Raw genomic sequence first — 21,283 nt, forward strand, 5'->3', positions numbered from 1 at the left:
CTTTCCCGAAACCGGGGCAAGCCCCGGACCCCGCACCGCGCTGCGCGCGGGTGTGCCAAGCTGCCCCCTACGGCCTGGCGGCCGTGGGGCCCCGGACGGGCGGATTTCGTGCGGCGAAATCAGCCCCGCTGGGGGCCACGGCCGCCAAGCCGTAGGGGAGTCGGGGCACTGGGCCCCCACGCCCGCAGGGCGCAGGGGGCAGGGGGCAGGGGGCAGGTACGTGGGTTCCCCACACCCACAGGCGCAGGCGGAGAATCCATGGGTCCCCAACGCCCGCAGGGCGCAGGGGGCGGGGAGGGTCCGTGGGATCCCCACGCCTACATGGCGCAGGCGGAGGGTCCATGGAGTCCCACACGCCCGCAGGGCGAGGGGGAGGTCCGTGGGGCCCGCCACGCCCGCAGGGAGCAGGGGGCAGGTCCGTGGGATCCCCACACCCACAGGGGCAGGCGCAGGCGGAGAGTCCATGGGTCCCCCCGCCCACAAGCGCACAGGGAGAGGTAGGGGGTCCGTGGGGTCCGCCACGCCGCAAGGCGCAGACGGAGCGTCCATGGGTCCCCCACACCCGCAAAGGCGCACGGGGCGGGCCCATGGGATCCCCCACGCCCGCAAGGCGCACGGGGCGGGACCATGGGACCCCCACATCCACAGCGCACAGGGCGCAGGTCCACGGGATCCCCCACGCCGCAAGGCGCAGGGGAAGGGGGAGGGTCCGTGGGGCCCGCTACGCCCACAAGGCGCAGGCGGGGGGTTCCGGGGGCGGAGCCCCCGGCTAGGCCACCCACTCGTCGGCCACCGACAGCGCCGCGTCCAGGGCCGCCAGGCCCTCCTTGGCCTCGGACTCCGTCACGTTGCACGGCGGCACCGCGTGCGTACGGTTCATGTTGACGAAGGGCCACAGGCCGTTCTTCTTGCAGGCCGCCCCGAACGCCGCCATCGCCGCGTTCGCCTCCCCCGTCGCGTTGTACGGCACCAGCGGCTCGCGCGTCTCGCGGTCGCGGACCAGGTCCAGCGCCCAGAACGCGCCCGTGCCGCGCACCTCGCCCACCGACGGGTGGCGCTCGGCCAGTTCGCGCAGGCCGGGCCCGAGGACCGTCTCGCCGATGCGGGCGGCGTGCTCGACGACCTTCTCCTCCTCCATCACCCGGATCGTGGCGACGGCGGCCGCGCAGGCCAGCGGGTGGCCGGAGTACGTCAGGCCGCCCGGGTACGGGCGCTTGTCGAACGTCGCCGCGATCTCGGCCGAGATCGCGACACCGCCCAGCGGTACGTAGCCGGAGTTGACGCCCTTCGCGAACGTCATCAGGTCCGGCACCACGTCGAAGTGCTCGGCCGCGAACCACTTGCCCGTACGGCCGAAGCCCGCCATGACCTCGTCGAGCACGAAGACGATGCCGTAGCGGTCGCAGATCTCACGGACGCCCGCGAGGTAGCCCGGCGGCGGGGTCATGATTCCGGCCGTGCCGGGGATGGTCTCCAGGATGATCGCCGCGATGGTCTGCGGGCCCTCGAAGGCGATGGTGTCCTCGAGGTGCGTCAGGGCGCGCTCGCACTCCTCCGCCTCCGTCGAGGAGTAGAACGGCGAGCGGTAGAGGAACGGTCCCCAGAAGTGGACGACGCCCGCGGTGCCGTTGTCGTTGGCCCAGCGGCGCGGGTCGCCGGTGACGTTGATCGCGGTCGCCGTGCCGCCGTGGTACGAGCGGTACGCCGAGAGCACCTTCGGGCGGCCCGTGTGCAGACGGGCCATGCGGATGGCGTTCTCGACGGCCTCGGCCCCTCCGTTGGTGAAGAAGATCTTGTCCAGGTCGCCCGGGGTCCGCTCGGCGATCAGCCGGGCCGCCTCGGAGCGCGGCTCGACCGCGAACGCGGGCGCGAAGGTGGCGAGCCTGCCCGCCTGCTCCTGGATCGCGGCGACGACCTTCGGATGCTGGTACCCGATGTTGGTGTAGACGAGGCCGCTGGTGAAGTCGAGGTAGCGGTTCCCGTCGTAGTCCCAGAAGTACGAACCCTCGGCGCCGGCGACGGCGAGCGGGTCGATCAGTCCCTGGGCGGACCAGGAGTGGAACACGTGCGCGCGGTCCGCCGCCTTGACGGCGGCGCCGGCCTGGGGATCGGCATGAGGGGTCATGCGGGCCAGCGTAAGGAGGAGCAGGTGAGAGCCGACATGGCCACCTTGTATGACCTCGGCCTCCTTGTCTGGGCAGGGTGTCGGGCCGCCGCCCTCTGTCATTGACAGTATGCTGTCGATATGACAGGCTACTGTCATTGAAATCGAGGAGGGCACCATGACCCGCAAGACCGTTCATCTGGCCGTGTACGACACCTACGCCGACTGGGAGACGGGCCACGCCACCGCCCACCTGGTGCAGAACGGCTTCACCGTGCGCACGGTCGGCCTCACGGCGGATCCCGTCACCACCATGGGCGGCGTCCGCATCCAGCCCGACCTGGCGCTCGACGCGCTGGACCCGGCCGACAGCGGGCTGCTGATCCTCACCGGCGCCTCGCTGTGGGAGACCGGCGACAAGCTCGCGCCGTTCGCCGGGGCGGCGCGCACGTTCCTCGACGCGGGCGTCCCGGTAGCCGCCATCTGCGGCGCGACCGCCGGTCTCGCCCGCGAGGGCCTGCTCGACGACCGCGCGCACACCAGCGCCGCGTCCTTCTACCTGGAGGCCACGGGCTACCGGGGCGGCGCGAAGTACGTGGAGGCGGACGCCGTCACCGACGGCGACCTGATCACCGCGGGCCCGACCGAGCCGGTCGCGTTCGCCCGCGAGGTCTTCGCCCGGCTCGGGGTGTACGAGGGCCCGAAGCTGGACGCCTGGTACCGGCTCTTCCACGACTCGGACCCGGCGGCGTACGAGATCCTTTCAGCATGAGCACGCACAGACCCGACAACCACCCGCAGGAACTGCTGACCCGTACGGCGCTCGGCGTCTTCCGGCTGAACGGCCAGTTCATCACCGTCTCGGACGGCCTGGCCCAGGAGGCAGGGCTGACGGCGGCCCGGTGGCAGGTCCTCGGCGCCGTGCTGCGCGAGCCGCAGACCGTGGCCGGGATAGCCCGCACGATGGGCATCACGCGACAGAGCGTGCAGCGTATCGCCGACCTGCTGGCCGAGCAGGGGCTCGCTGAGTACCGCCCCAACCCGGCCCACCGCCGGGCGAAGCTGCTGCACGCGACGGATGGGGGACGCGAGGCGATACGCAGGATCGACCCGGGGCATGCGCGGCTCGCCCGCCGGCTGCTCGGTGAGCTCGGGGCGGAGGGATTCGCGGAGACCGTGCGTGTGCTGGAGCGGCTGTCGAGGGCGATGGACGCCATCGAGCAGGAGACGGCGAGTGCGCCGCAGGGGGCCGATGCGGAGGAGACGGCGGTCGCCACGAGCGGCTGAACCGCAGCCGAGTCCGCACTTCGCGCGCCCCCCGCTGCCCCCGGCGCACGGCACTATCCTCGGTCCGTCGAACCATCGGACACGGGGGAGGGCCACGCGCCATGGAGCAGCTGGCACCGGGGGATCCACGGCACATCGGCGAGTACCGGCTTCTGGCCAGACTCGGCGCGGGCGGCATGGGCCAGGTGTACCTCGCCCGCTCCGACCGCGGGCGGACCGTGGCCGTCAAGCTCGTACGGCAGGAGCTGGCCCAACAGGAGCAGTTCCGAGGCCGGTTCCGCCTGGAGGTGCGCGCCGCGCTGCGGGTCGGCGGCCGGTGGACCGCGCCCGTCCTCGACGCCGACACCGAGGCGCCCGTCCCCTGGGTCGCGACCGGCTACATCGCCGGGCCCGCCCTGCACACCGTCGTCTCCGGCGCACACGGCCCGCTGCCCGAACGCAGCGTCCGCCTCCTCGCCTCCGGTCTCGCGCACGCCCTGACGAGCATCCACGCGGCCGACCTGGTCCACCGCGACCTGAAGCCGTCGAACATCCTGATCACCATCGACGGCCCGCGCGTGATCGATTTCGGCATAGCACGCGCGCTGGACACGGTCACCGACGGCGGACTCACCCGTACCGGCGTGCTCGTCGGCTCCCCGGGGTTCATGTCCCCCGAGCAGATCCGCGGCGACCGGGTCACGCCCGCCGGCGACGTCTTCTGTCTGGGCTCGGTCCTCGCCTACGCGGCCACGGGCCGGCTGCCGTTCGGCACGGGCGACAGCGGGGTGCACGCGCAGATGTTCCGCATCGCCCAGGAGGAACCGTCGCTGGACGGCGTCCCCGAGGGCCTGCGGGACCTGGTGCGCGACTGCCTCCACAAGGATCCGTCGGCCCGGCCGACCCCGGCGCAGATCCTGGAGCGCACGGGCGGGGAAGCGGACGGGGAGCCGTGGCTGCCGGCCGCGCTCGTCGCCGAACTGGGACGTCACGCCGTGGAGTTGCTGGAGTACGAGCAGCCGGCAGCCGCTGCGGAACCGGCCCCCGTGCCCGCCGAGCCCCCTGCTCCCTCCCCCGCGCAGCCGCCCACGATGACGGCCCCGCAGACGCCGCCCCCGCCCGCACCCGCCCCGCAGCCTCCGCCGCCCGGCCCGGCGGGACCGGCCGGCCCGCCGTACGGCTACCCGCACGCGCCGCCCGCCCCGGCCCTGTACGCACCGGCCGCATACACGCCCGCCCCCTACACGCCCGTCCTGGCTCCCACACCGCCGCCCGCTCCCCAGCCGCGCACCTCACGCGGCAGCACGCTCGCCCTGATCGCCGTCGCCCTGGTCGTGGCCGTCGGCGCCGGCGGCGCGGTCTACACGTTCATGTCCAAGGACAAGGGCGGCACGACGGCGAAGCCCGAGCCCGGTCCCGCCTCCTCCTCGGCGTCCGGCTCCACGACGCCGTCCGACGACGCCAAGGGGCCGTCCCCCTCCTCGTCGCCGTCCACGGCCACGGGCGGGGTCCCGCAGGAGTACATCGGCAGCTGGCGCGCGTCGTTCGACACCGCGGACGGCACCAACGTCCGGGAAATGACCATCACCCAGGGCGAGAGGGGCGAGCAGGTCATGACCCTGTCCGGCACCGGCCCGAACTACGACTGCCGCTGGTCCGCCACGCTGCGCGCACCGGGACCGCCGCTCGAACTGGGGCCGACCACGGTCACCTTCGGCGATCCGGTGTCGTGCGCACCGGGCCAGTGGAGCCGCCTCGCCATGCCGGACGACTCCACGATCGTGCGCGAGCTGGTCGGCTCGGGCGGCGAGCCGCTCACGTACACGAAGACGGGCTGAGCCTCGCCCGCACGAAGACGGGCCGAGACGTGAACGCGGAGGGGCCGAGGCGTACACGAGGAGGGGCCGAGCGAAGCCGGGACGGGAAGGCTCAGCTCCAGCTCGCGGAGTGGAAACTGCGGAACTCCCGGCGCTCCTGGACCGACACGATCCAGCGCGCGGACACGAGGAGGGCCAGGCTCAGGGCGATGACGCCCAGTCCGAGGCGGGGGTTGTCGAAGTCCACGATGCTCGTGATCTCCCGGGAGCCGCTGACTGCCGCACCCGCACCGCCGGACCCCGCGGGCCCGGACGGCCCGGCGTCCCCGCCCGCCTGGCCGGATGCTTCCGCCCCTGAGCCGCCCGTGCCGCCGCCGGCGCCCGGCGGGGGCGGCGGCCCGCCCGTCAGGTCCACGCCCAGCGCCTCCATGGCCGCGGGCACCGGCTGGAAGTACGTCGTGCCGCCGCTCGTGCAGTCCCCGTCGCCGCCCGACGTCACGCCGAGCGCCAGCCCCTCCGAGAACAGCGGGCCCCCGCTGTCGCCGGGCTCCGCGCACACCGTGGTCTCGATCAGGCCGGTGACCGTGCCCTCGGGATAGTTCACCGTCGCGTTCACCGCGGTCACCTCGCCGGACCGGAAGCCGGTCGTACTGCCGCTGCGGAACACCCGCTGCCCGACGACGGGATCGGCCGACCCGACGATCCGTACGCCCTGGCCGCCGCCGATCGAGGCGACGTTGGTGCGGTCGAGCGTGTCGGTGCTCTCGTACCGGACAAGGGAGTAGTCCTTGCCCGGGAAGGCCGCGTCGGTGGTGGTGCCGACCAGTTCGGCGCCCTGCCGGTCCCGGAACCAGGACGTGCCCTCGGGTCCGCAGTGGCCCGCCGTCAGGATGTAGGTGTCCGTGCCGTCGGTGACGTTGAAGCCCGCCGAACAGCGGCGCTGCTCACCGAAGATGGGGGACGCGCCGCCGACCCTGGTGGTGAAGGTGCCCGGCGTGCGCTCCATGCGGACGTGGCCGCCGATCCGTTCGGCGAGGCCGGACAGCCGCGACCAGTCGGCGGCGGAGACCGTGTTGTCGGCACGCACGGTGACCTCGTTGGACGCGTAGTCGACCGCCCATGCCGTCCCGGCGACGCGGGGCGCGTCACGCAGCGCCTCGGTGGCGGAGCGGAGCCGGTCCATGCTGTGGGGCACGATCCGGGCGTCCGCGCCGGCCGCGCGGACCTCCGCGGCCGCTTCGGCGTCGGTCACCGCGACGACCGTCCGGCCCTCGTCGGTCGTCCAACTTCCCGCGGTACGCGACGTGCCGAGCCGCGCGACGGCGTCCGCCACCCCCCGGCGTTCGGCCGGTTCGCCGGCCATGGCGTCCGTGACCATCAGAACGCCGCAGACCAGCCCGCCCGCGGCGGCCAGCCGTACCAGCCGCCGCAGCTTCCGTCGTGCGTGCCTCATACGCGGCCCCAAGGTCGTGACGTCCCGGTGTCACCCGCTCTATACGTGGCCGCGCGCCGTGCCGTTCACCGGCGCCCCGCCGAACGGGCCGTGAACATGGCACCCGTGGCCCTGGCCTGTGGAAGGATCGCCGCGTGGACGCCCTGACCTCCGACGACCCCACCCGGATCGGCCCCTTCCGCCTCATCGGCAGGCTCGGCACCGGTGGCATGGGCCGCGTGTACCTGGCCCGGTCCGAGGGCGGCCGGACCGTCGCCGTGAAGGTCGTGCACGCGCAGCTCGCCGAACAGGACGAATTCCGGCGGCGGTTCGCGCGCGAGGTCGCCGCGCTGGAGCGTGTCGGCGGCGCGGGGACCGCGCCCGTGATCGACTCCGACACGGCGGCCGACGCGCCCTGGGTGGCCCTGACCTACGTGCCCGGCCCCTCCCTGCGGAACGTGGTGGGCGAGGAGTACGGCCCGCTGCCCGCCGAGACCGTGCTGGCGCTCGCGAGCAGGCTCGCCGACGCGCTCACGCACATCCACCGGGCCGGTCTGGTGCACCGGGACCTCAAGCCGTCCAACATCCTGCTCACCGTCGACGGTCCCCGCATCATCGACTTCGGCATCGCGCGCGCCGTGGACACCGTCACCGACGGCGGACTGACCAGCACCGGCGCGGTCGTCGGCTCGCCGGGCTTCATGTCGCCCGAGCAGGTGCGCGGCGAGAAGCTGACCCCCGCGTCGGACCTCTTCTGCCTCGGCGCGGTCCTCGCGTACGCGGCGACCGGGGTGCCGCCGTTCGGTTCCGCGGAGAGCGGCGCGCACGCGACCATGTTCCGCATCGCACACGACGAACCGGACCTCACCGGACTGCCGTGCGAGCTCGAACCGCTCGTCCGGGCCTGCCTGGACAAGGACCCGCACTGCCGCCCGCCCGCCTCCGTGCTCGCCGCGGCCGACCACGGCCCCACCGGCGCCTGGCTGCCGGCCGACGTGCTGGCCCGCCTCGGCAGGAGCGCGGCACGGCTCCTGGACGCCGACACCCCGGTGCCGGGCGCCGGTGACCCGACCCCCGCAGAGGACCCTGCGCCACCGCGCCGCCCGCGCAGGGGACGGGTGCTCGCGGCCGTCCTGGCGGCGGTGCTGCTCGCGGCCGGGGGCGTGGGCGCGGCGGCGTTCTGGCCCGAGAAGAAGCAGGCGGGCGGCGACAAGCGCCCCACGTCCTCGGGATCGGGCGCGGACGATCGCCCCGCCGGGGACGTGCCGCAGTCGTTCGTCGGCGCCTGGGAGGGTGTGCTCGACGGCACGGCGGACGCCCCCTACTCCACGGGCCGCATCGAGATCGCCCAAGGGCGTACGGGCGAGAAGACGGCCGTGTACGTCACCGTCACCGGCGAACGGCTGTGCATGGGGCGGTCCGTGCTGGTGTCGGCGGACGCCGACCGGATCGTGTTCGGCGAGAGCGACGTGACGCTGAGCGTGCCGGAGAAGCAGTGCACCCCGGCCGCTCACCAGACGCTCACCGTCCGCTCGCCCGACGTCCTGGAGTGGACCTCGGGCGCGGCGACGGCGACGTTCCGCAAGGCGGGCTCCGGCCCGGAGGCGGTGCCCTCGAAGTTCCTCGGCACCTGGACCGAGGACGAGTCCGGCGCCGAATGGGGACCCGGCCAGGCGGAGTTGTTCGAACGCCGGGTCACCGTCACCCAGGGCCCGGTCGGGTCCGCCGTCGTCCGCTACGAGTCCGCGTCCCCGCGAACGGACGAGACGACGGGCGAGCCCGTCGGCGGCACCGTCAACTGCGCCTCCACCGCCGTTCTCGGCGGCGTCGGCGGCCTGGTGGTCGTCGGCCCGCCCGTCCGCGACGCGCAGGCCTCCGACCCGGAGTGCACGACGGACACGTCGTCGCAGAACCTGCGGACCGACCGCTTCGAGGGCAAGGAGCGGCTCCTGGTGTACGGGATGAGCGCGGACGGCGAGCCGGGCACGTACCTCCGGAACTAGAGCGTTCTCCACGGACCACCGCGCGGCCCCGAGGGCGGCACGCCGAGCCGACCCGGCTCTTCCGGGACCCGTACCGCGACAGGCGGCCCTCTTGCCGTGCGGGGGTGGTCAGTGAGTGTCGGGGGCCCGTGAGCCGAACCGCCGGTATCGGCCGACGCGGGCACCACGTCGGCCGGTACCGGCAGTTCGGGATCGGCGGGGTCAGGCCGCCGCCTCCGCCTGTGCACGGCTCCGGGCGTCCTGCCGTACGACGCGCCGGCGCCTGGACGGCATGCCCACTGTCGGGTTGGCGACGCCCCAGGCCGCGCCCTTGCAGATCAATTCCTTGTAGAGGGCGGCCACGCGGCCCGTCAGGGCGCTGTCCTTCGCCCGGTCGTCGGCGGTGACGAACTGGACCACGCCCTCCTTGCGGCCGAGGGAGATGCACTGCTGGAAGTAGCGGATGGAGACGTGGGGGACCTTGGTGCCGGCGAGGCGGGCGGCGATGGCGTCGGCGGCCTGCCAGGCCATGGGGACGCCCGAGGCGCAGGACATCCGAAGGGGCTTGTCGTTCGGGCCGATCGCCATCGCCGCGTCGCCCACGGCGTACACGTCCGGGTGGGAGACCGAGCGCATCGTGCTGTCGACCACGATCTGGCTGCGCTCGGTGACCTCCAGGGTGGTGGCCCGGGCGATCGGGTGGACGGCGAAGCCGGTGGTCCAGACCGTGACCTCGGCGGGAATGCTCCGGCCGTCGGCCGTCGTCACGCGGTCCGCCTCCACGGCGGTGACCGCCGCGCTTTCGTGGACCGTGATGCCGAGCTTGTCCACCACCTTCTGCAGGTGACCGCGCCCCTTGTGCGAAAGCCAGTCGCCGAGGGCACCGCGGGCGGCCAGGGCGACGTCGAGGTCCGGGCGGGCCTCGGCGATCTCGGTCGCTGCCTCCAGGCCGGTCAGGCCGCCGCCGACCACGACCACGGGCCGGCCGGCGTCCAGGGTGGCCAGGCGGTCGCGGAGGCGGAGGGCGCCGGGGCGGCTGGAGACGTCGTGGGCGTGTTCGGCGGTGCCGGGGACGCCCCCGTCGTTCCAGCCGCTGCCGAGGGCGTAGACCAGAGTGTCGTACGCCAGTTCCTCCCGCTCGGGGCCGCTCGGGGCGGTGACCGTCACCGTCCTGCTGTCCACGTCCACGGCGGTGACCTGCGCCAGCTTGAGTTCCACGCCCGTGCCCGCGAACATCTCGCCGAACGGCCGGGGCGTGAGGTCCTGGCCCGCCGCGATCTGGTGCAGCCGGACGCGCTCGACGAAGTCGGGCTCGGGGTTGACGAGGGTGATGGTGACGTCCGCGCGGTGCAGCCGCCGGGCGAGGCGGCCGGCGGCGACGGCTCCGGTGTAGCCGGCTCCGAGGACGACGATGCGGTGCTGCATGGGCCTGCTCCTGTCTGCGAGGGTTCCGCCGCTGTCTTGCGCGGTTTCGCCTCTTGAACCGGGCAGCCCGGCGTTTCCTGACAGGATCGGAAGGTGATGCGCACCACATCGGGTCAGAGGGTGTAGAGGGCGTCCCCGTGGTCCGCGGCGGCCCACTGCTCGGTCGCGCGGACGAGCTTGTCGGGATTGACCTGGCTGCGGAGCGCGACGATGCCCTCCGCGGTGACCTCCAGGCACGTGATCCCGACGACCCGGCCGTCCACGACCGCCACGATGGCGGGCTCGCCGTTGGCGGTCGTGGCGTAGATGTCCGGCGCGCCGCCGACGTACGCCCGCTTGGCGTCGCTGGGCTTGAACAGGCCGCGCAGGAACGTGGCGACCGCGAGCGCGCCCTCGAACCCCTTCGCGCGGGCCGGGACCTTCCCGCCGCCGTCGCCGACCGAGACGGCGTCCTGGGTGAGCAGGCGTACGAGGGGTTCGGTACGGCCGCTGGTCGCGGCGGCCAGGAACTCCTCGAGGATCCTCTTGGCGGCGGCCTCGTCGATCTCGGTGCGCGCCTTGCCGTCCGCGACGTGCTTCTTGGCCCGGTGGAAGATCTGCTGGCTGGACGCCTCGGTGATGTCCAGGATCTCGGCGATCTCCCGGTGCGGGTAGTCGAAGGCCTCCCGCAGCACGTACACCGCCCGCTCGCCGGGCGACAGGCGCTCCAGCAGGACGAGGACGGCATACGACACCGACTCGCGCTGCTCGGCGGTCTCGGCCGGGCCGAGCATCGGGTCCCCGGCGAGCAGCGGCTCGGGGAGCCACCTGCCCACGTACGTCTCACGCCGGGCGCGCGCCGAAGTGAGCTGATTGAGGCAGAAGTTGGTGAGGACCTTCGTTAGCCAGGCCTCAGGCACCTCGATCCGCTCGACGTCAGCCGCCTGCCAGCGCAGGAACGTCTCCTGCACGGCATCCTCCGCCTCGCTCGCCGAGCCGAGCAGCCGGTAGGCGATGGCCTCCAGCCGGGGCCTGGCAGCCTCGAACCGGTCCACGTCACTCATGATCAGGGCCATGCCCGCGATCCTAGTCACCCCCCGGGGTGGAACGGCAGGCGGGACAGCGCTCCCCGGTGAGCAGCCGGGGAGCGCTCGGCCGACGCCGGCACGGGCAGACAACTGTCGTGGCCGCAGCGGGAGTTGAAGAACAGCGCCGCCCCACGAGGTCATGAGCGGCGTACGGAATGGGGCGGGGGTCAGTTCTCGGCCGGGAACACCCTGGTCACCTTGCCCTTGAGATCGGCGGTCAGGTGACCGCCGCCGTAATCGTCGGCGAAGTGGACTGCCAGGCCGAGCGGGGTGTCGAAGGTTTCGTTCGCATTGTCGACCAGGACGTAACGCAGGGTCGGTTTCTTCACGTTCAGGTCCTTCTCCGCCCTCTCCAGCAGGGCGGGGACGACGTCCCAGTCGATGTCGTCCATGCTGAACGGGAGATCGCCGCCCGACAGCGTGCCGCTGATGATCCCCTTTTCCACTCCCTCGCCCGGGCGATAGGTGTAGGTGTCGTACTTGGTGTCACTGCCCTTGACCATGACCTCCAGGTTCACGTACTCGTCGTAGACGGTGAAGTCCCCCACGCGGTCCGTTCCCGTCGCGGCCTTGATCTCCTTGACCGCCGTCCGGATGCCGTCCGGTGTCAGCAGGTCGTTCTTCGCGGCGGCCTGCGACGGCGTGGGAGTGGGTGTCGCAGTGGGTGCGGGCGTCCGCGACCCGGTGGAACTCCCCGGTGGGTTCGACGCCGTGCCGCTGCCCTTCGCGCCGTCGTCCGGCAGCAGGGACCAGACCAGTACGCCGGCCAGCACGGTCCCGGCAACGGACGACGCGATCGCGACGCGGCGCTTCGCGCGTCCGGCGTACGGGGGTGGAGTCTGCCACGTCGGGCCCGCCGGGTAGGGCGTCGGCGGTGCCTGACCCGGCACGCCGGTGTGCGGAGTCGCAGGCCCGAAACCGGCCGGCGGACCGAAGCCCGTCGGCGGTCCGAAGCCGGCGGGTGCGGACGGCACGGTCGCCGGGCCCGGCGAGGGCCCCAGCCGGTACGACGTGGGCTCGCCGGTCCCGCCCGGAGCGCTCTGTCCGCCCTCCGCCGCAGCCGCGAGCATCCGGTCGACGGTTTCCGGGTCCGGCCGCGCGGCCGGGTCCTTGACGAGTACGGCGGCCAGGAGCCCCGTCAGCGACCCCGCCCGGCGGGGCGGTGGAAGCTCCTCGCTGAGGACGGCGGCCAGGGTCGCCAGCGTCGTCCCTCTGCGCAGGGGGTTGTTCCCCTCGACGGCGACGTACAGCATCATTGCCAGCGACCACAGGTCGGAGCCGGGTCCGCCGTCGTCGCCGGAGATGCGCTCGGGCGCCATGTAGTCGGGTGTGCCGATGACGGATCCGGTCGCGGTCAGGACGGTCGACTCCCTGATCGCGGCGATACCGAAGTCGGTGAGCACCGGGCGGCCGTCGGGCCGGAGCAGCACGTTCGCCGGCTTGACGTCCCGGTGCTGGATGCCGACGTCATGGGCCGCCCGCAGCGCTGCCAGCACCTCGCGCCCGAGCCGGGCGGCCTCGGCGGGCGCCATCGGCCCCTTGTCCAGCCGGTCCTGGAGCGATCCGCCGGTCACCAGCTCCATGACGATCCACGGGTAGGTGAGCCCGCCGCCGTCCACCACGTGGTGAATGGTCACCACGTTGGGATGATCGACCCTCGCGAGCGCCCGCGCCTCACGCAGCACGCGGGCCCGCAGCATCGCCGCCGCATCCGGGTCGTACTCCGCGAGCCCCGGATCGGACGGCCGCACCTCCTTGAGCGCCACGGCCCGGTCCAGCACCAGATCCCGCGCGCGCCACACCATGCCCATACCGCCGCCGCCGAGCCGGGTCTCCAGCTCGAAGCGTCCGTCGATGACCCGTCTGTCGGATTCCCCGTCGTTCATGGCCGGGAGCCTACGAGACGCCGGTGACGCGGTGCCGATCAGGTGGCTCTCCCACCTCGGGACCGCACGCTCGGCACCGTGACGACGGGCCTGTAGGGCCCTGGAGCCGTCCGGCCCGGAAACGTGCCACCGGCTGACGCGACGACCTGGCCGAGTGGCTTGCGCCGTAAGGCCGTTGGCATCCCGCAGTATGTCCAGGACGCCTGTGATCACGCTCGCTAGAGTGATCGCCATGGCGGGGACCGCGGGACTCCTGGTGGGCGGGCGCTACCGGCTGGTCGAGCCGGTAGGGCGCGGGGGCATGGGCCGGGTGTGGCGCAGCCACGACGAGGTCCTGGACCGCGAAGTGGCGGTCAAGGAAGTCCTGTTGTCGGACCTGCCGCCCGAACTGCGCGACGAGGTGATCGCCCGCACCAAGCGCGAGGCCAGGGCGGCCGCCCGGCTCCGGCATCCGAGCATCGTCACGGTGTTTCGCCCCGGACGGCAGGACACTCGCCGGCACGGGGGGCCGACCGCACGATCCGCCTGTGGAAGCTGCCCTGACCCCGGAGGTGCCTCAGAGCGCCTCGGCGACCCGGGCCGCCGCCCGTGCGTAGTCCCGCACCAGCTCGCGTGTGTCGTCCGCCCGCCAGGCCAGCGCGAACCGGCTCGGCGACACCCCGCGCACCGGACGGACGACGACGCCGCCCCGGGTGAGCAGCGGCGCGTTCCCGGCGGCGACCAGGCAGACGCCGAGGCCGTCGACCAGAGCCTCGTACGTCTCGTCCGCACCGGCGATCTCGCCGCCGATGCGTGGCGGCCCGGCGCCGAGCGCCTCACGGTCGTCGAGCGCGAGCCAGTAGTCCCGCAGTTCGGGAGCCCCGGCGGGGAGGGCGAGGAACGGCTCGTCGAGGAGCTCGGCGATGTCCACGCTCTCGCGGCTCGCGAGCGGATGCGCCTCGGGCAGCGCGACAAGGCGCCGCTCGGTCGCCATGACCACCCACCGGAACCGCTCCGGACCGCTCAGCGGCAGCCACACGAACGCGGCGTCGCTCGTCCCGTCGGCGAGGCCCGCCGTCGCGTCCTCCCAGCCCACCTGCCGCAGTTTCACGCGGGCCCCGGGGTGTGCCTCGGTGAACCGGGAGCGGATCGCCGGGAGCAGACCGCCGCGGCCGGGGCTGGTGCTCATCCCCACGGTCAGGGTGCCCCGCTGCTCGGCGGCGGCCTGCCGGACGGCCTCGTGGGCCTCCTCCCAGGCGTCGAGGACCTTGCGGGCGTGCGGGAGCAGTGCCCTGCCGACGGTGGTGAGGCGCACCGACTGCCGGTCGCGCTCGAACAGGGGTGCGCCGAGCTGCCGCTCCAGGGCCCTGATCTGCTTGCTGAGCGCGGGCTGCGAGACGAAGAGGCTCTCGGCCGCCCGGGTGAAGTGGAGCTGCTCCGCGACCGCGACGAAGTAACGGAGGTCCCGCCCGTGCACGTCCATGACCACGGGATATCACGAGAGGTCTTGGACGCCCAACAGCGCACTGGGAGAAGGTGGTTGAGCACACGGAGACGACACGAGGGGGCACGCACATGAGCAGGGTCTGGCTGATCACCGGGGCGAACAGCGGGTTCGGGCGCGCGTTCGCCGAGGCCGCGGTCGGCGCCGGAGACGTCGTGGTCGCCGCGGCACGCCGCGTCGAGTCGCTGGACGACCTGGTCGCCGCCCGTCCGGACCAGGTCGAGGCGGTGGCGCTGGACGTCACCGACAAGACGGCGATCGACACGGTCGTGGCGGACGTGGCCGAGCGGCACGGCCGCATCGATGTGCTGGTCAACAACGCGGGCCGGACGCACGTCGGTTCGGTGGAGGAGACCGGTGACGAGGAGCTGCGCTCGCTCTTCGACGTCCACGTCTTCGGGCCGGCCGCCCTGACCCGCGCGGTCCTGCCGCACATGCGGGCCCGCCGCTCGGGCGCGATCGTGCAGCTCAGCAGCGTGGGCGGCCAGATGTCCATGGCAGGCTTCGGGGCGTACAGCGCCACGAAGTTCGCCCTGGAGGGCCTGTCCGAGGCGCTGGCGGCCGAGGTGCGCCCGCTGGGCATCGACGTCCTGATCGTCGAGCCGGGCGCCTTCCGCACGAACCTGTTCGGCAACCACAGTCTGAGCGGGGACGGCATCGCCGACTACGCGGACACGGTGGGCGCGACGCGGCGGATGGTGGAGACCGGGGCCGGGACGCAGGTGGGCGACCCGGCGAAGGCGGCGGCGGCCGTGCTCACCGCCCTCGACGCGGAGGAGACACCGCTGCGGCTGGCGCTCGGCGACGACGCGATCGACACCATCCACGTCCACCTGGACCAGGTCCGGGCCGACCTCACGGCCTGGGACAAGGTGGGCCGCGACACCAGGCTCGCCTGAAGCACGCCCGAGGGCCCGCACCTGCCGCCGTCGGCGGGTGCGGGCCCTCGGGCGTGCGGTACGGCAGGCCGTCGGATCGACGGCGAGGACCGGCTGCTCCTGTACGGGACGAGGATCACGTTCGCCGGAACGGGCCGTCCCCGGGCCACGGATCATCGGTGATCCCCGGCTCCGACACCGCAGGTCCGGGGCGGGAAGCGGAGTTCCCGCCCCGGATCCGTTGCCTGCCCTACGACAGGAACGAGTTGATCTCGATCGTCTCCGTGCGGCCCGGGCCGACGCCGATCGCGGAGATCGGCGCGCCCGACATCTCCTCGAGCGCCTTCACGTAGCCCTGCGCGTTCTTCGGCAGGTCGGAGAAGGTCTTCGCCTTCGTGATGTCCTCGGACCAGCCCGGCAGGTACTCGTACACCGGCTTCGCGTGGTGGAAGTCGGTCTGGCTGTAGGGCAGCTCCTCGACGCGCTTGCCGTCGATCTCGTACGCGACGCAGACCGGGATCTGCTCCCAGCCGGTCAGCACGTCCAGCTTCGTGAGGAAGAAGTCCGTGAGGCCGTTGACCCGGGTCGCGTAGCGTGCGATGACCGCGTCGAACCAGCCGCAGCGGCGGTCGCGGCCGGTGGTGACGCCCCGCTCGCCGCCGATGCGGCGCAGCGCCTCGCCGTCCTCGTCGAACAGCTCGGTCGGGAACGGGCCCGCGCCGACACGGGTCGTGTACGCCTTGAGGATGCCGATGACCCGGCTGATCTTCGTCGGCCCGACGCCCGCGCCGGTGCAGGCTCCGCCCGCGGTCGGGTTGGAGGAGGTGACGAAGGGGTACGTGCCGTGGTCGACGTCGAGCAGCGTGCCCTGGCCGCCCTCGAAGAGGACGACCTTGCCCTCGTCGATGGCGTTGTTCAGGATCAGCGTGGTGTCGGCGACGTACGGCTTGATCTGCTCCGCGTACTGGAGCATCTCCTCGACGATCTTGGCCGGCTCGATCGCGCGCCGGTTGAAGACCTTCGCGAGCAGCTGGTTCTTGGACTCCAGCGCCGCCTCGACCTTCTGGGTCAGGATCGACTCGTCGTAGAGGTCCTGGACGCGGATGCCGGTGCGGTTGATCTTGTCGGCGTACGTCGGGCCGATGCCGCGGCCGGTCGTGCCGATCTTGCGCTTACCGAGAAACCGTTCCGTCACCTTGTCGATGGTGACGTTGTACGGGGTGATCAGGTGGGCGTTTCCGCTGATCAGCAGCTTGCTCGTGTCGACGCCGCGGTCGTTCAGCCCGCTCAGCTCGGAGAGCAGAACCGCAGGGTCCACGACGACGCCGTTGCCGATGACCGGAGTACATCCGGGCGAGAGGATTCCGGAAGGGAGGAGATGCAGCGCATACTTCTGGTCGCCGACGACCACCGTGTGGCCGGCGTTGTTGCCACCCTGGTAACGCACCACATAGTCCACGGATCCACCGAGGAGGTCGGTGGCCTTTCCCTTGCCCTCGTCACCCCACTGAGCACCGAGCAGCACAAGTGCGGGCACAGGCGTACACCCCTTCCGGGCGGGGCAAGACCAAGGTCAGGGGGCCGAAGCCGTACCTGAGTATTCGGACCGGTTGCCCCGGAATAGACGAAGCCCCTGGCGCAATAGCGCAAGGGGCTCTTGCACAAAGATGCTACCCGAGGAAGGACCGAGGTGTCGGATCACGACCAGCTGCTGGTGGTCATCGACCCGGTCGCCCGCCGAATGGACGGCGAGTCCGTACGCATCGCGAAAGATGTGCTGTGCGGGGGCTCGGAGGCGAAAATCTGTCTCCCCGAAGGGCCGGAGGAATTCGCGCGAGCGCTCGCCCGGAGGGGTCACCGCAGGCCCGTCGTGGTCGGCGACGACCGCGCCCTGCTGCGCGCCGTCGCCCTCCTGCACCGCGACCGCTGGCTCGGCGACGGCGCGCTGGGGCTGGTCCCCGTGGGCGCCTCGGTGCAGCTGGCGCACTCGCTCGGCGTGCCGGCCGGGCCGGTCGCGGCGGCGCGGGCGGTGCTGGACGGCGTGGTGCGCCGGCTGGACCTGCTGGTCGACGAGTCCGACGGTGTGGTGCTGGGCGGCCTGTCGATCCCGGCGGTGCGGGCGGTGGCACGGGCGGAGGCGTCCGTGTGGAACGCCTGCCGGTCCCTGGTCCGCACCCTGGTGCGTCCGGCCCCGACGGGCCCGGCGGCCCGCGTGCACCGGCTGCGTGTGGAGGCCGACGGGGTCCTGCTGGCGGACCTGGACCGGCCGGTCGAGGCCGTGTCGGTCCGGGCGGACCGCGACGGCCGCGCGGAGGTCCTGATCCGGCACCCCTCGGCCACGGAGGCGGTCCGCACGAGCGCCCTCACGGTCACGGTGTCCGGCCCGGACTTCCGCTACCGCGCGGACACCCATGTGACGGGCCCGGTCCGCACCCGCACGTGGACGGTCCGGCCGGGGGCGTGGGGTCTGACGCTGCCGGTGACCGCCGCGGCGGAGACCTGGGCGGAGGGCCGTCAGGACGGGCCGTAGAGCCGGTCGCGGTGCTGGTGTACGGGGTGTGGCCGCGGCCGGCGCGCAGCACGGTACGGATCCGGGGCAGAGCCCGAAGCCTGCCCGCCAGGGCGCGGAGCTGCCGGGGCCCGCGGCGAGGCCTCGTAACGGTATGAGGAGCGTCAGAGCTCCACGCGCAGCTCCCGCAGGCCCCTGATCACGAAACCGTCCCGCCACTCCGGTTCCGACACGGGCCGCATCCCCGGCGCCTCCCGCAGCAGTTCGCCGAACGACGCCGAGAGTTCCAGGCGGGCCAGCGGTGCGCCCAGGCAGTAGTGGATGCCCGCGCCGAAGCTCACATGCGGGTTGTCGGCGCGGGCCAGGTCCAGGGCGTCCGCGCGCGGGAAGCGCGCTTCGTCACGGTTCGCGGAGCCGAACAGCAGCGCCAGTTCGGAGCCGCGCGGGATCACCGTCCCGTCGATCTCGATGTCGTCCAGCACCCAGCGCTCGAAGAGCTGGAGCGGCGTGTCGTACCGCATCAGCTCTTCCACAGCTGTGGACAACATCGAGTGGTCCGCCCGCAGCGCCGCCAGCTGCTCGGGGTGGCGGCAGAGCGTCCACCAGCCGTTGGCCGTCGTGTTCACCGTCGCCTCGTGGCCCGCGTTGAGCAGCAGCACGCACGTGGAGATCATCTCCTGCTCACTGAGCCGGTCGCCCTCCTCGTGCGCCGCGATCAGCGCGGAGATCAGGTCGTCGCCCGGATCCGACCGCCGCACCGCGATCAACTCCCGCAGGTACGCGCTGAATTCGAGCGAAGCCCGCACCGCACGCGCCGCCGTCTCCTCGGACGGGTTCAGCTCGTACATCCCGCAGATGTCCGCCGACCACGGCCGCAGCAGGCCCCGGTCCGACGCGGGAATGCCGAGCATCTCCGCGATCACCGCGACCGGCAGCGGCTCCGCCACCTCGGCCACCAGGTCTCCCCCGCCCGCGCGCCTGAGGTCCGCGACCAGGTCCGCCGCCAGCCTGCGCACCACGGGCTCCAGCGCCAGCACGGTCCGGGGCGTGAACGCCTTCGTCACCAGGCGCCTGATCCGCGTGTGGTCCGGGGCCTCCAGGTCCAGCAGCCCGTGGTCGCCCAGCGTGTGGAACGGCTCGTGCGCGGCAGGCGGCGGCGTACGCCCGAACTCCTCGTGCGTGAAGCGGTGCAGATACGTGCGCCCCAGCCGACGGTCCCGCAGCAGCGCCGACACGTCGGCGTGGTGCGGGACCAGGAACTGCCGCGTCGGCTCGAACCAGTGCACCCGCCCCCGTGCCCGCAGCTCGGCGAGGGCCGGGTACGGGTCGGCGGCGAAGGCGGGGGACCAGGGCTCGAACGGTACGTCCATGACGGGACGCTAACCCCGCCTACGACGGCGTGACCAGCCTCGCCTCGTACGCGAAGACCGCCGCCTGGGTGCGGTCGCGCAGGCCGAGCTTCACAAGAACCCGGCTCACGTGCGTCTTGATCGTGGACTCGGCGACGACCAGGTGCGAGGCGATCTCCGCGTTCGACAGGCCCTGCGCGATCAGCACCAGCACCTCCGTCTCGCGTTCGGTCAGGTCACCGACCTGGGTCATCGCGGCTGGGCGCGGGGTCCCGGCGAGCCGGGAGAACTCGGTGATCAGCCGTCGCGTGACCGTCGGGGCGAGCAGCGCCTCGCCCGCCGCGACCACGCGGACGCCGTCGGCGAGCTGCCGGGCCGAGGCGTCCTTCAGCAGGAAGCCGGACGCCCCGGCGCGCAGCGCCTGGTACACGTACTCGTCCAGATCGAACGTGGTCAGCACCAGCACCTTCGCCCCGCTGTCCGCGGCGACGATCTCGCGCGTGGCGTCGATGCCGTTCAGCTCCGGCATGCGGATGTCCATCAGGACGACATCGGGCGCCAGCTCGGCGACACGGCGCACCGCCTCGCGTCCGTTGACCGCCTCGCCGACGACCTCGATGTCGGGCATGGCGTTCAGCAGGACCGAGAAGCCCTCCCGGACCATGGCCTGGTCGTCGACGATGAGCACGCGGATCGTCATGACAGCTCCTGGGCGGGGGTCGCGGCGACGGGGATGAAGGCGGTCACCTCGTAGCCGCCCTCCTCGGTCGGCTCGGCGGTCATCTCGCCGTTCAGCATCGTCACACGTTCCCGCATGCCCGTGATGCCGTGGCCCGCGCCCGGCGAGGGCCGGACGAGGCCCTGGGGCGCGGTGTTCACCACGCGCAGGCCCAGGCCGCCCAGTACGTAGGAGAGCTCGATCCTGGCGGTGGAACCGGGGGCGTGCCGCAGGGCGTTGCTGAGCGCCTCCTGGATGATCCGGTACGCGGACAGCTCGACGCCCTGGGGCAGCTCGCGCACCGCTCCCGTGACCGTCTTCTCCGTCTCCAGCCCGGCGTCGCGGACGTTGGCGATCAGGTTGTCGAGGTCGCTGAGCATCGGCTGCGGCGCGTCCGGCGCCTCGTAGTCCTCCGCCCGTACGACGCCCAGGATGCGGCGCAGCTCCGTCAGCGCGGCCACCGCGTTCTCGCGGATGGTGGCGAACGCCCGCTCCAGCTCCTCCGGCGGGTTCTCCACCCGGTAGGGCGCGGCCTCGGCCTGGATCGCGACGACGGACATGTGGTGCGCGACCACGTCGTGCAGCTCGCGGGCGATGGTCGTGCGCTCCTCCAGGAGCGTGCGCCGGTCGCGCTCGACGGCGGTCACGGTCTGCTGCGCGGCGACCTCCTGCTTCGCCTCGCGCCGGGTCAGGAACATGCTCACGACCAGCAGGGCCACGGCGGAGGTGAAGAGCATCGCGGGTGTGTTGCTGCTGTAGCCGTGGTTGAAGACGGTGTCGGAGAACACCGCGTACCCGGCGGTGATCAGCCACATCCAGCCGGCCGTGCGCGGCCGGGTCCGCAGTGCGACCACGACCATCACCGCGAAGTGGGACAGGAAGCCCGCGGGCGTCCAGGGCCAGTCGCCCCAGGACCCGCCCAGCACCCCGACGAACGGGGTGCTCACCAGCGACACCCACCAGGCGCCGACCGGCCTGATCAGCGTCATGGCCACCGCGCCGGCCGGCACGAGCCCGAACAGGAGGGAGCCGAAGTCGCCGTCCCCGGAGGCGCCCGCAAGGAGCAGCGTGCAGAACGCCGTGAACAGCACCACGGCGTGCGGCAGCCACACGGCGAGCGTGCGTATCCGCTCGCCGGGAAGCCGCCGTACCAGCGGCCCGTCGCCGCGCGACGGCGCCAGTGGACGGTAGGCGAACGCGTCGTGGAACAGGTCCTGGCGGAGGCCGCTGAGCGCCCCTTGGGCCAGGCGGTACTCGGGGCTGCGGGTCTTCTCGGTCACGTGAGAAAGGTAAGCGGAGCGCCGGGCGCGGTCGTCAGCATCGCTATGGATCCTGCGGCATCCGTCCTGAGGACTACCCGGGGCGAC

The 21,283-nt window shown here is 72.9% G+C and carries 16 protein-coding genes; 6 read left to right on the forward strand and 10 right to left on the reverse strand.

The genetic code is table 11. The features are described from left to right. Window positions 1-769 precede the first annotated feature (769 nt). Complete coding sequence (locus HW130_RS12960; RefSeq protein ID WP_177149663.1) at window positions 770-2,125, reverse strand: aspartate aminotransferase family protein; 1,356 nt, start codon at window positions 2,123-2,125, stop codon at window positions 770-772. A gap of 157 nt (window positions 2,126-2,282) precedes the next feature. On the opposite strand from HW130_RS12960, the gene HW130_RS12965 reads away from it, so the two are divergent. The 3 genes from HW130_RS12965 (at window position 2,283) to HW130_RS12975 (ending at window position 5,208) form a co-directional block, all read left to right on the forward strand. Next, window positions 2,283-2,876, forward strand: a complete 594-nt coding sequence (locus HW130_RS12965; protein ID WP_177149664.1) for a DJ-1/PfpI family protein — start codon at window positions 2,283-2,285, stop codon at window positions 2,874-2,876. After that, complete coding sequence (locus tag HW130_RS12970) at window positions 2,873-3,391, forward strand: MarR family winged helix-turn-helix transcriptional regulator (protein WP_177149665.1); 519 nt, start codon at window positions 2,873-2,875, stop codon at window positions 3,389-3,391. The genes HW130_RS12965 and HW130_RS12970 overlap by 4 nt, the downstream gene beginning before the upstream one ends. Window positions 3,392-3,492: 101 nt before the next feature. Further along, complete coding sequence (locus HW130_RS12975) at window positions 3,493-5,208, forward strand: serine/threonine-protein kinase (RefSeq protein ID WP_177149666.1); 1,716 nt, start codon at window positions 3,493-3,495, stop codon at window positions 5,206-5,208. A 91-nt stretch (window positions 5,209-5,299) separates the two neighbouring features. Here the strand turns inward: HW130_RS12975 and HW130_RS12980 are convergent, their stop codons facing one another. Continuing rightward, window positions 5,300-6,640 carry a S1 family peptidase gene (locus tag HW130_RS12980; protein WP_177149667.1) on the reverse strand — a complete coding sequence of 447 codons (1,341 nt, stop codon included), beginning with the start codon at window positions 6,638-6,640 and terminating at the stop codon, window positions 5,300-5,302. 134 nt (window positions 6,641-6,774) lie between these two features. Between HW130_RS12980 and HW130_RS12985 the strand changes: the two genes are divergently transcribed. Next, a complete protein-coding gene (locus tag HW130_RS12985) occupies window positions 6,775-8,622 on the forward strand; it encodes a serine/threonine-protein kinase (RefSeq protein WP_177149668.1) in 1,848 nt (615 codons plus the stop codon). Window positions 8,623-8,823: 201 nt separating this feature from the next. Here HW130_RS12985 and HW130_RS12990 read toward each other — a convergent pair whose 3' ends face one another. From HW130_RS12990 to HW130_RS13005, 4 genes are all read right to left on the reverse strand, one after another. Continuing rightward, window positions 8,824-10,026 (reverse strand): NAD(P)/FAD-dependent oxidoreductase, encoded by a 1,203-nt coding sequence (locus HW130_RS12990; protein ID WP_177149669.1) that lies wholly within the window; start codon window positions 10,024-10,026, stop codon window positions 8,824-8,826. A 113-nt stretch (window positions 10,027-10,139) separates the two neighbouring features. Beyond that, window positions 10,140-11,081: an RNA polymerase sigma factor SigJ gene (gene sigJ, locus HW130_RS12995; RefSeq protein ID WP_177149670.1), complete on the reverse strand. Its 942-nt coding sequence runs from the start codon at window positions 11,079-11,081 to the stop codon at window positions 10,140-10,142. Window positions 11,082-11,260: 179 nt separating this feature from the next. Continuing rightward, complete coding sequence (locus HW130_RS13000; protein ID WP_177149671.1) at window positions 11,261-12,979, reverse strand: serine/threonine-protein kinase; 1,719 nt, start codon at window positions 12,977-12,979, stop codon at window positions 11,261-11,263. Window positions 12,980-13,535: 556 nt separating this feature from the next. Continuing rightward, the gene (locus HW130_RS13005; RefSeq protein ID WP_177149672.1) at window positions 13,536-14,441 is read right to left on the reverse strand and encodes a LysR substrate-binding domain-containing protein; all 906 of its coding nucleotides are present in this window, start codon (window positions 14,439-14,441) and stop codon (window positions 13,536-13,538) included. A 92-nt stretch (window positions 14,442-14,533) separates the two neighbouring features. Here HW130_RS13005 and HW130_RS13010 point away from each other — a divergent pair, with 92 nt between their 5' ends. After that, window positions 14,534-15,361 carry an oxidoreductase gene (locus HW130_RS13010; protein WP_177149673.1) on the forward strand — a complete coding sequence of 276 codons (828 nt, stop codon included), beginning with the start codon at window positions 14,534-14,536 and terminating at the stop codon, window positions 15,359-15,361. Window positions 15,362-15,590: 229 nt separating this feature from the next. On the opposite strand, the gene HW130_RS13015 is transcribed toward HW130_RS13010, so the two are convergent. Then, the gene (locus HW130_RS13015; RefSeq protein ID WP_177149674.1) at window positions 15,591-16,877 is read right to left on the reverse strand and encodes an adenylosuccinate synthase; all 1,287 of its coding nucleotides are present in this window, start codon (window positions 16,875-16,877) and stop codon (window positions 15,591-15,593) included. Window positions 16,878-17,030: 153 nt separating this feature from the next. Here HW130_RS13015 and HW130_RS13020 point away from each other — a divergent pair, with 153 nt between their 5' ends. Further along, entirely contained in the window at window positions 17,031-17,870 is an 840-nt protein-coding gene (locus HW130_RS13020) for a diacylglycerol kinase (RefSeq protein WP_177149675.1), read from the forward strand. 143 nt (window positions 17,871-18,013) lie between these two features. On the opposite strand, the gene HW130_RS13025 is transcribed toward HW130_RS13020, so the two are convergent. The 3 genes from HW130_RS13025 to HW130_RS13035 are packed head-to-tail and all read right to left on the reverse strand — an operon-like array spanning window position 18,014 to window position 21,196. Continuing rightward, window positions 18,014-19,219 (reverse strand): cytochrome P450, encoded by a 1,206-nt coding sequence (locus tag HW130_RS13025; RefSeq protein WP_177149676.1) that lies wholly within the window; start codon window positions 19,217-19,219, stop codon window positions 18,014-18,016. Between the two features lie 19 nt (window positions 19,220-19,238). Beyond that, on the reverse strand, window positions 19,239-19,898 hold the full coding sequence (locus HW130_RS13030) for a response regulator transcription factor (protein ID WP_177149677.1): 660 nt from the start codon (window positions 19,896-19,898) through the stop codon (window positions 19,239-19,241). Continuing rightward, window positions 19,895-21,196 (reverse strand): histidine kinase, encoded by a 1,302-nt coding sequence (locus HW130_RS13035; RefSeq protein ID WP_177149678.1) that lies wholly within the window; start codon window positions 21,194-21,196, stop codon window positions 19,895-19,897. The genes HW130_RS13030 and HW130_RS13035 overlap by 4 nt, the downstream gene beginning before the upstream one ends. Between the last annotated feature and the right edge of the window lie 87 nt (window positions 21,197-21,283).

The organism is Streptomyces sp. PKU-EA00015 (assembly GCF_013387495.1).
GTDB lineage: Bacteria > Actinomycetota > Actinomycetes > Streptomycetales > Streptomycetaceae > Streptomyces.

What these genes read in the sequence shown, in the direction of transcription:
- HW130_RS13010 (WP_177149673.1), top strand. Translation starts at nt 14,534, where the DNA reads ATGAGCAGGGTCTGGCTGATCACCGGGGCGAACAGCGGGTTCGGGCGC.
- sigJ (WP_177149670.1), bottom strand. Translation starts at nt 11,081, where the DNA reads ATGGCCCTGATCATGAGTGACGTGGACCGGTTCGAGGCTGCCAGGCCC.
- HW130_RS12975 (WP_177149666.1), top strand. Translation starts at nt 3,493, where the DNA reads ATGGAGCAGCTGGCACCGGGGGATCCACGGCACATCGGCGAGTACCGG.
- HW130_RS12990 (WP_177149669.1), bottom strand. Translation starts at nt 10,026, where the DNA reads ATGCAGCACCGCATCGTCGTCCTCGGAGCCGGCTACACCGGAGCCGTC.
- HW130_RS12980 (WP_177149667.1), bottom strand. Translation starts at nt 6,640, where the DNA reads ATGAGGCACGCACGACGGAAGCTGCGGCGGCTGGTACGGCTGGCCGCC.
- HW130_RS13000 (WP_177149671.1), bottom strand. Translation starts at nt 12,979, where the DNA reads ATGAACGACGGGGAATCCGACAGACGGGTCATCGACGGACGCTTCGAG.
- HW130_RS13005 (WP_177149672.1), bottom strand. Translation starts at nt 14,441, where the DNA reads ATGGACGTGCACGGGCGGGACCTCCGTTACTTCGTCGCGGTCGCGGAG.
- HW130_RS12970 (WP_177149665.1), top strand. Translation starts at nt 2,873, where the DNA reads ATGAGCACGCACAGACCCGACAACCACCCGCAGGAACTGCTGACCCGT.
- HW130_RS13025 (WP_177149676.1), bottom strand. Translation starts at nt 19,219, where the DNA reads ATGGACGTACCGTTCGAGCCCTGGTCCCCCGCCTTCGCCGCCGACCCG.
- HW130_RS12965 (WP_177149664.1), top strand. Translation starts at nt 2,283, where the DNA reads ATGACCCGCAAGACCGTTCATCTGGCCGTGTACGACACCTACGCCGAC.
- HW130_RS13030 (WP_177149677.1), bottom strand. Translation starts at nt 19,898, where the DNA reads ATGACGATCCGCGTGCTCATCGTCGACGACCAGGCCATGGTCCGGGAG.
- HW130_RS12960 (WP_177149663.1), bottom strand. Translation starts at nt 2,125, where the DNA reads ATGACCCCTCATGCCGATCCCCAGGCCGGCGCCGCCGTCAAGGCGGCG.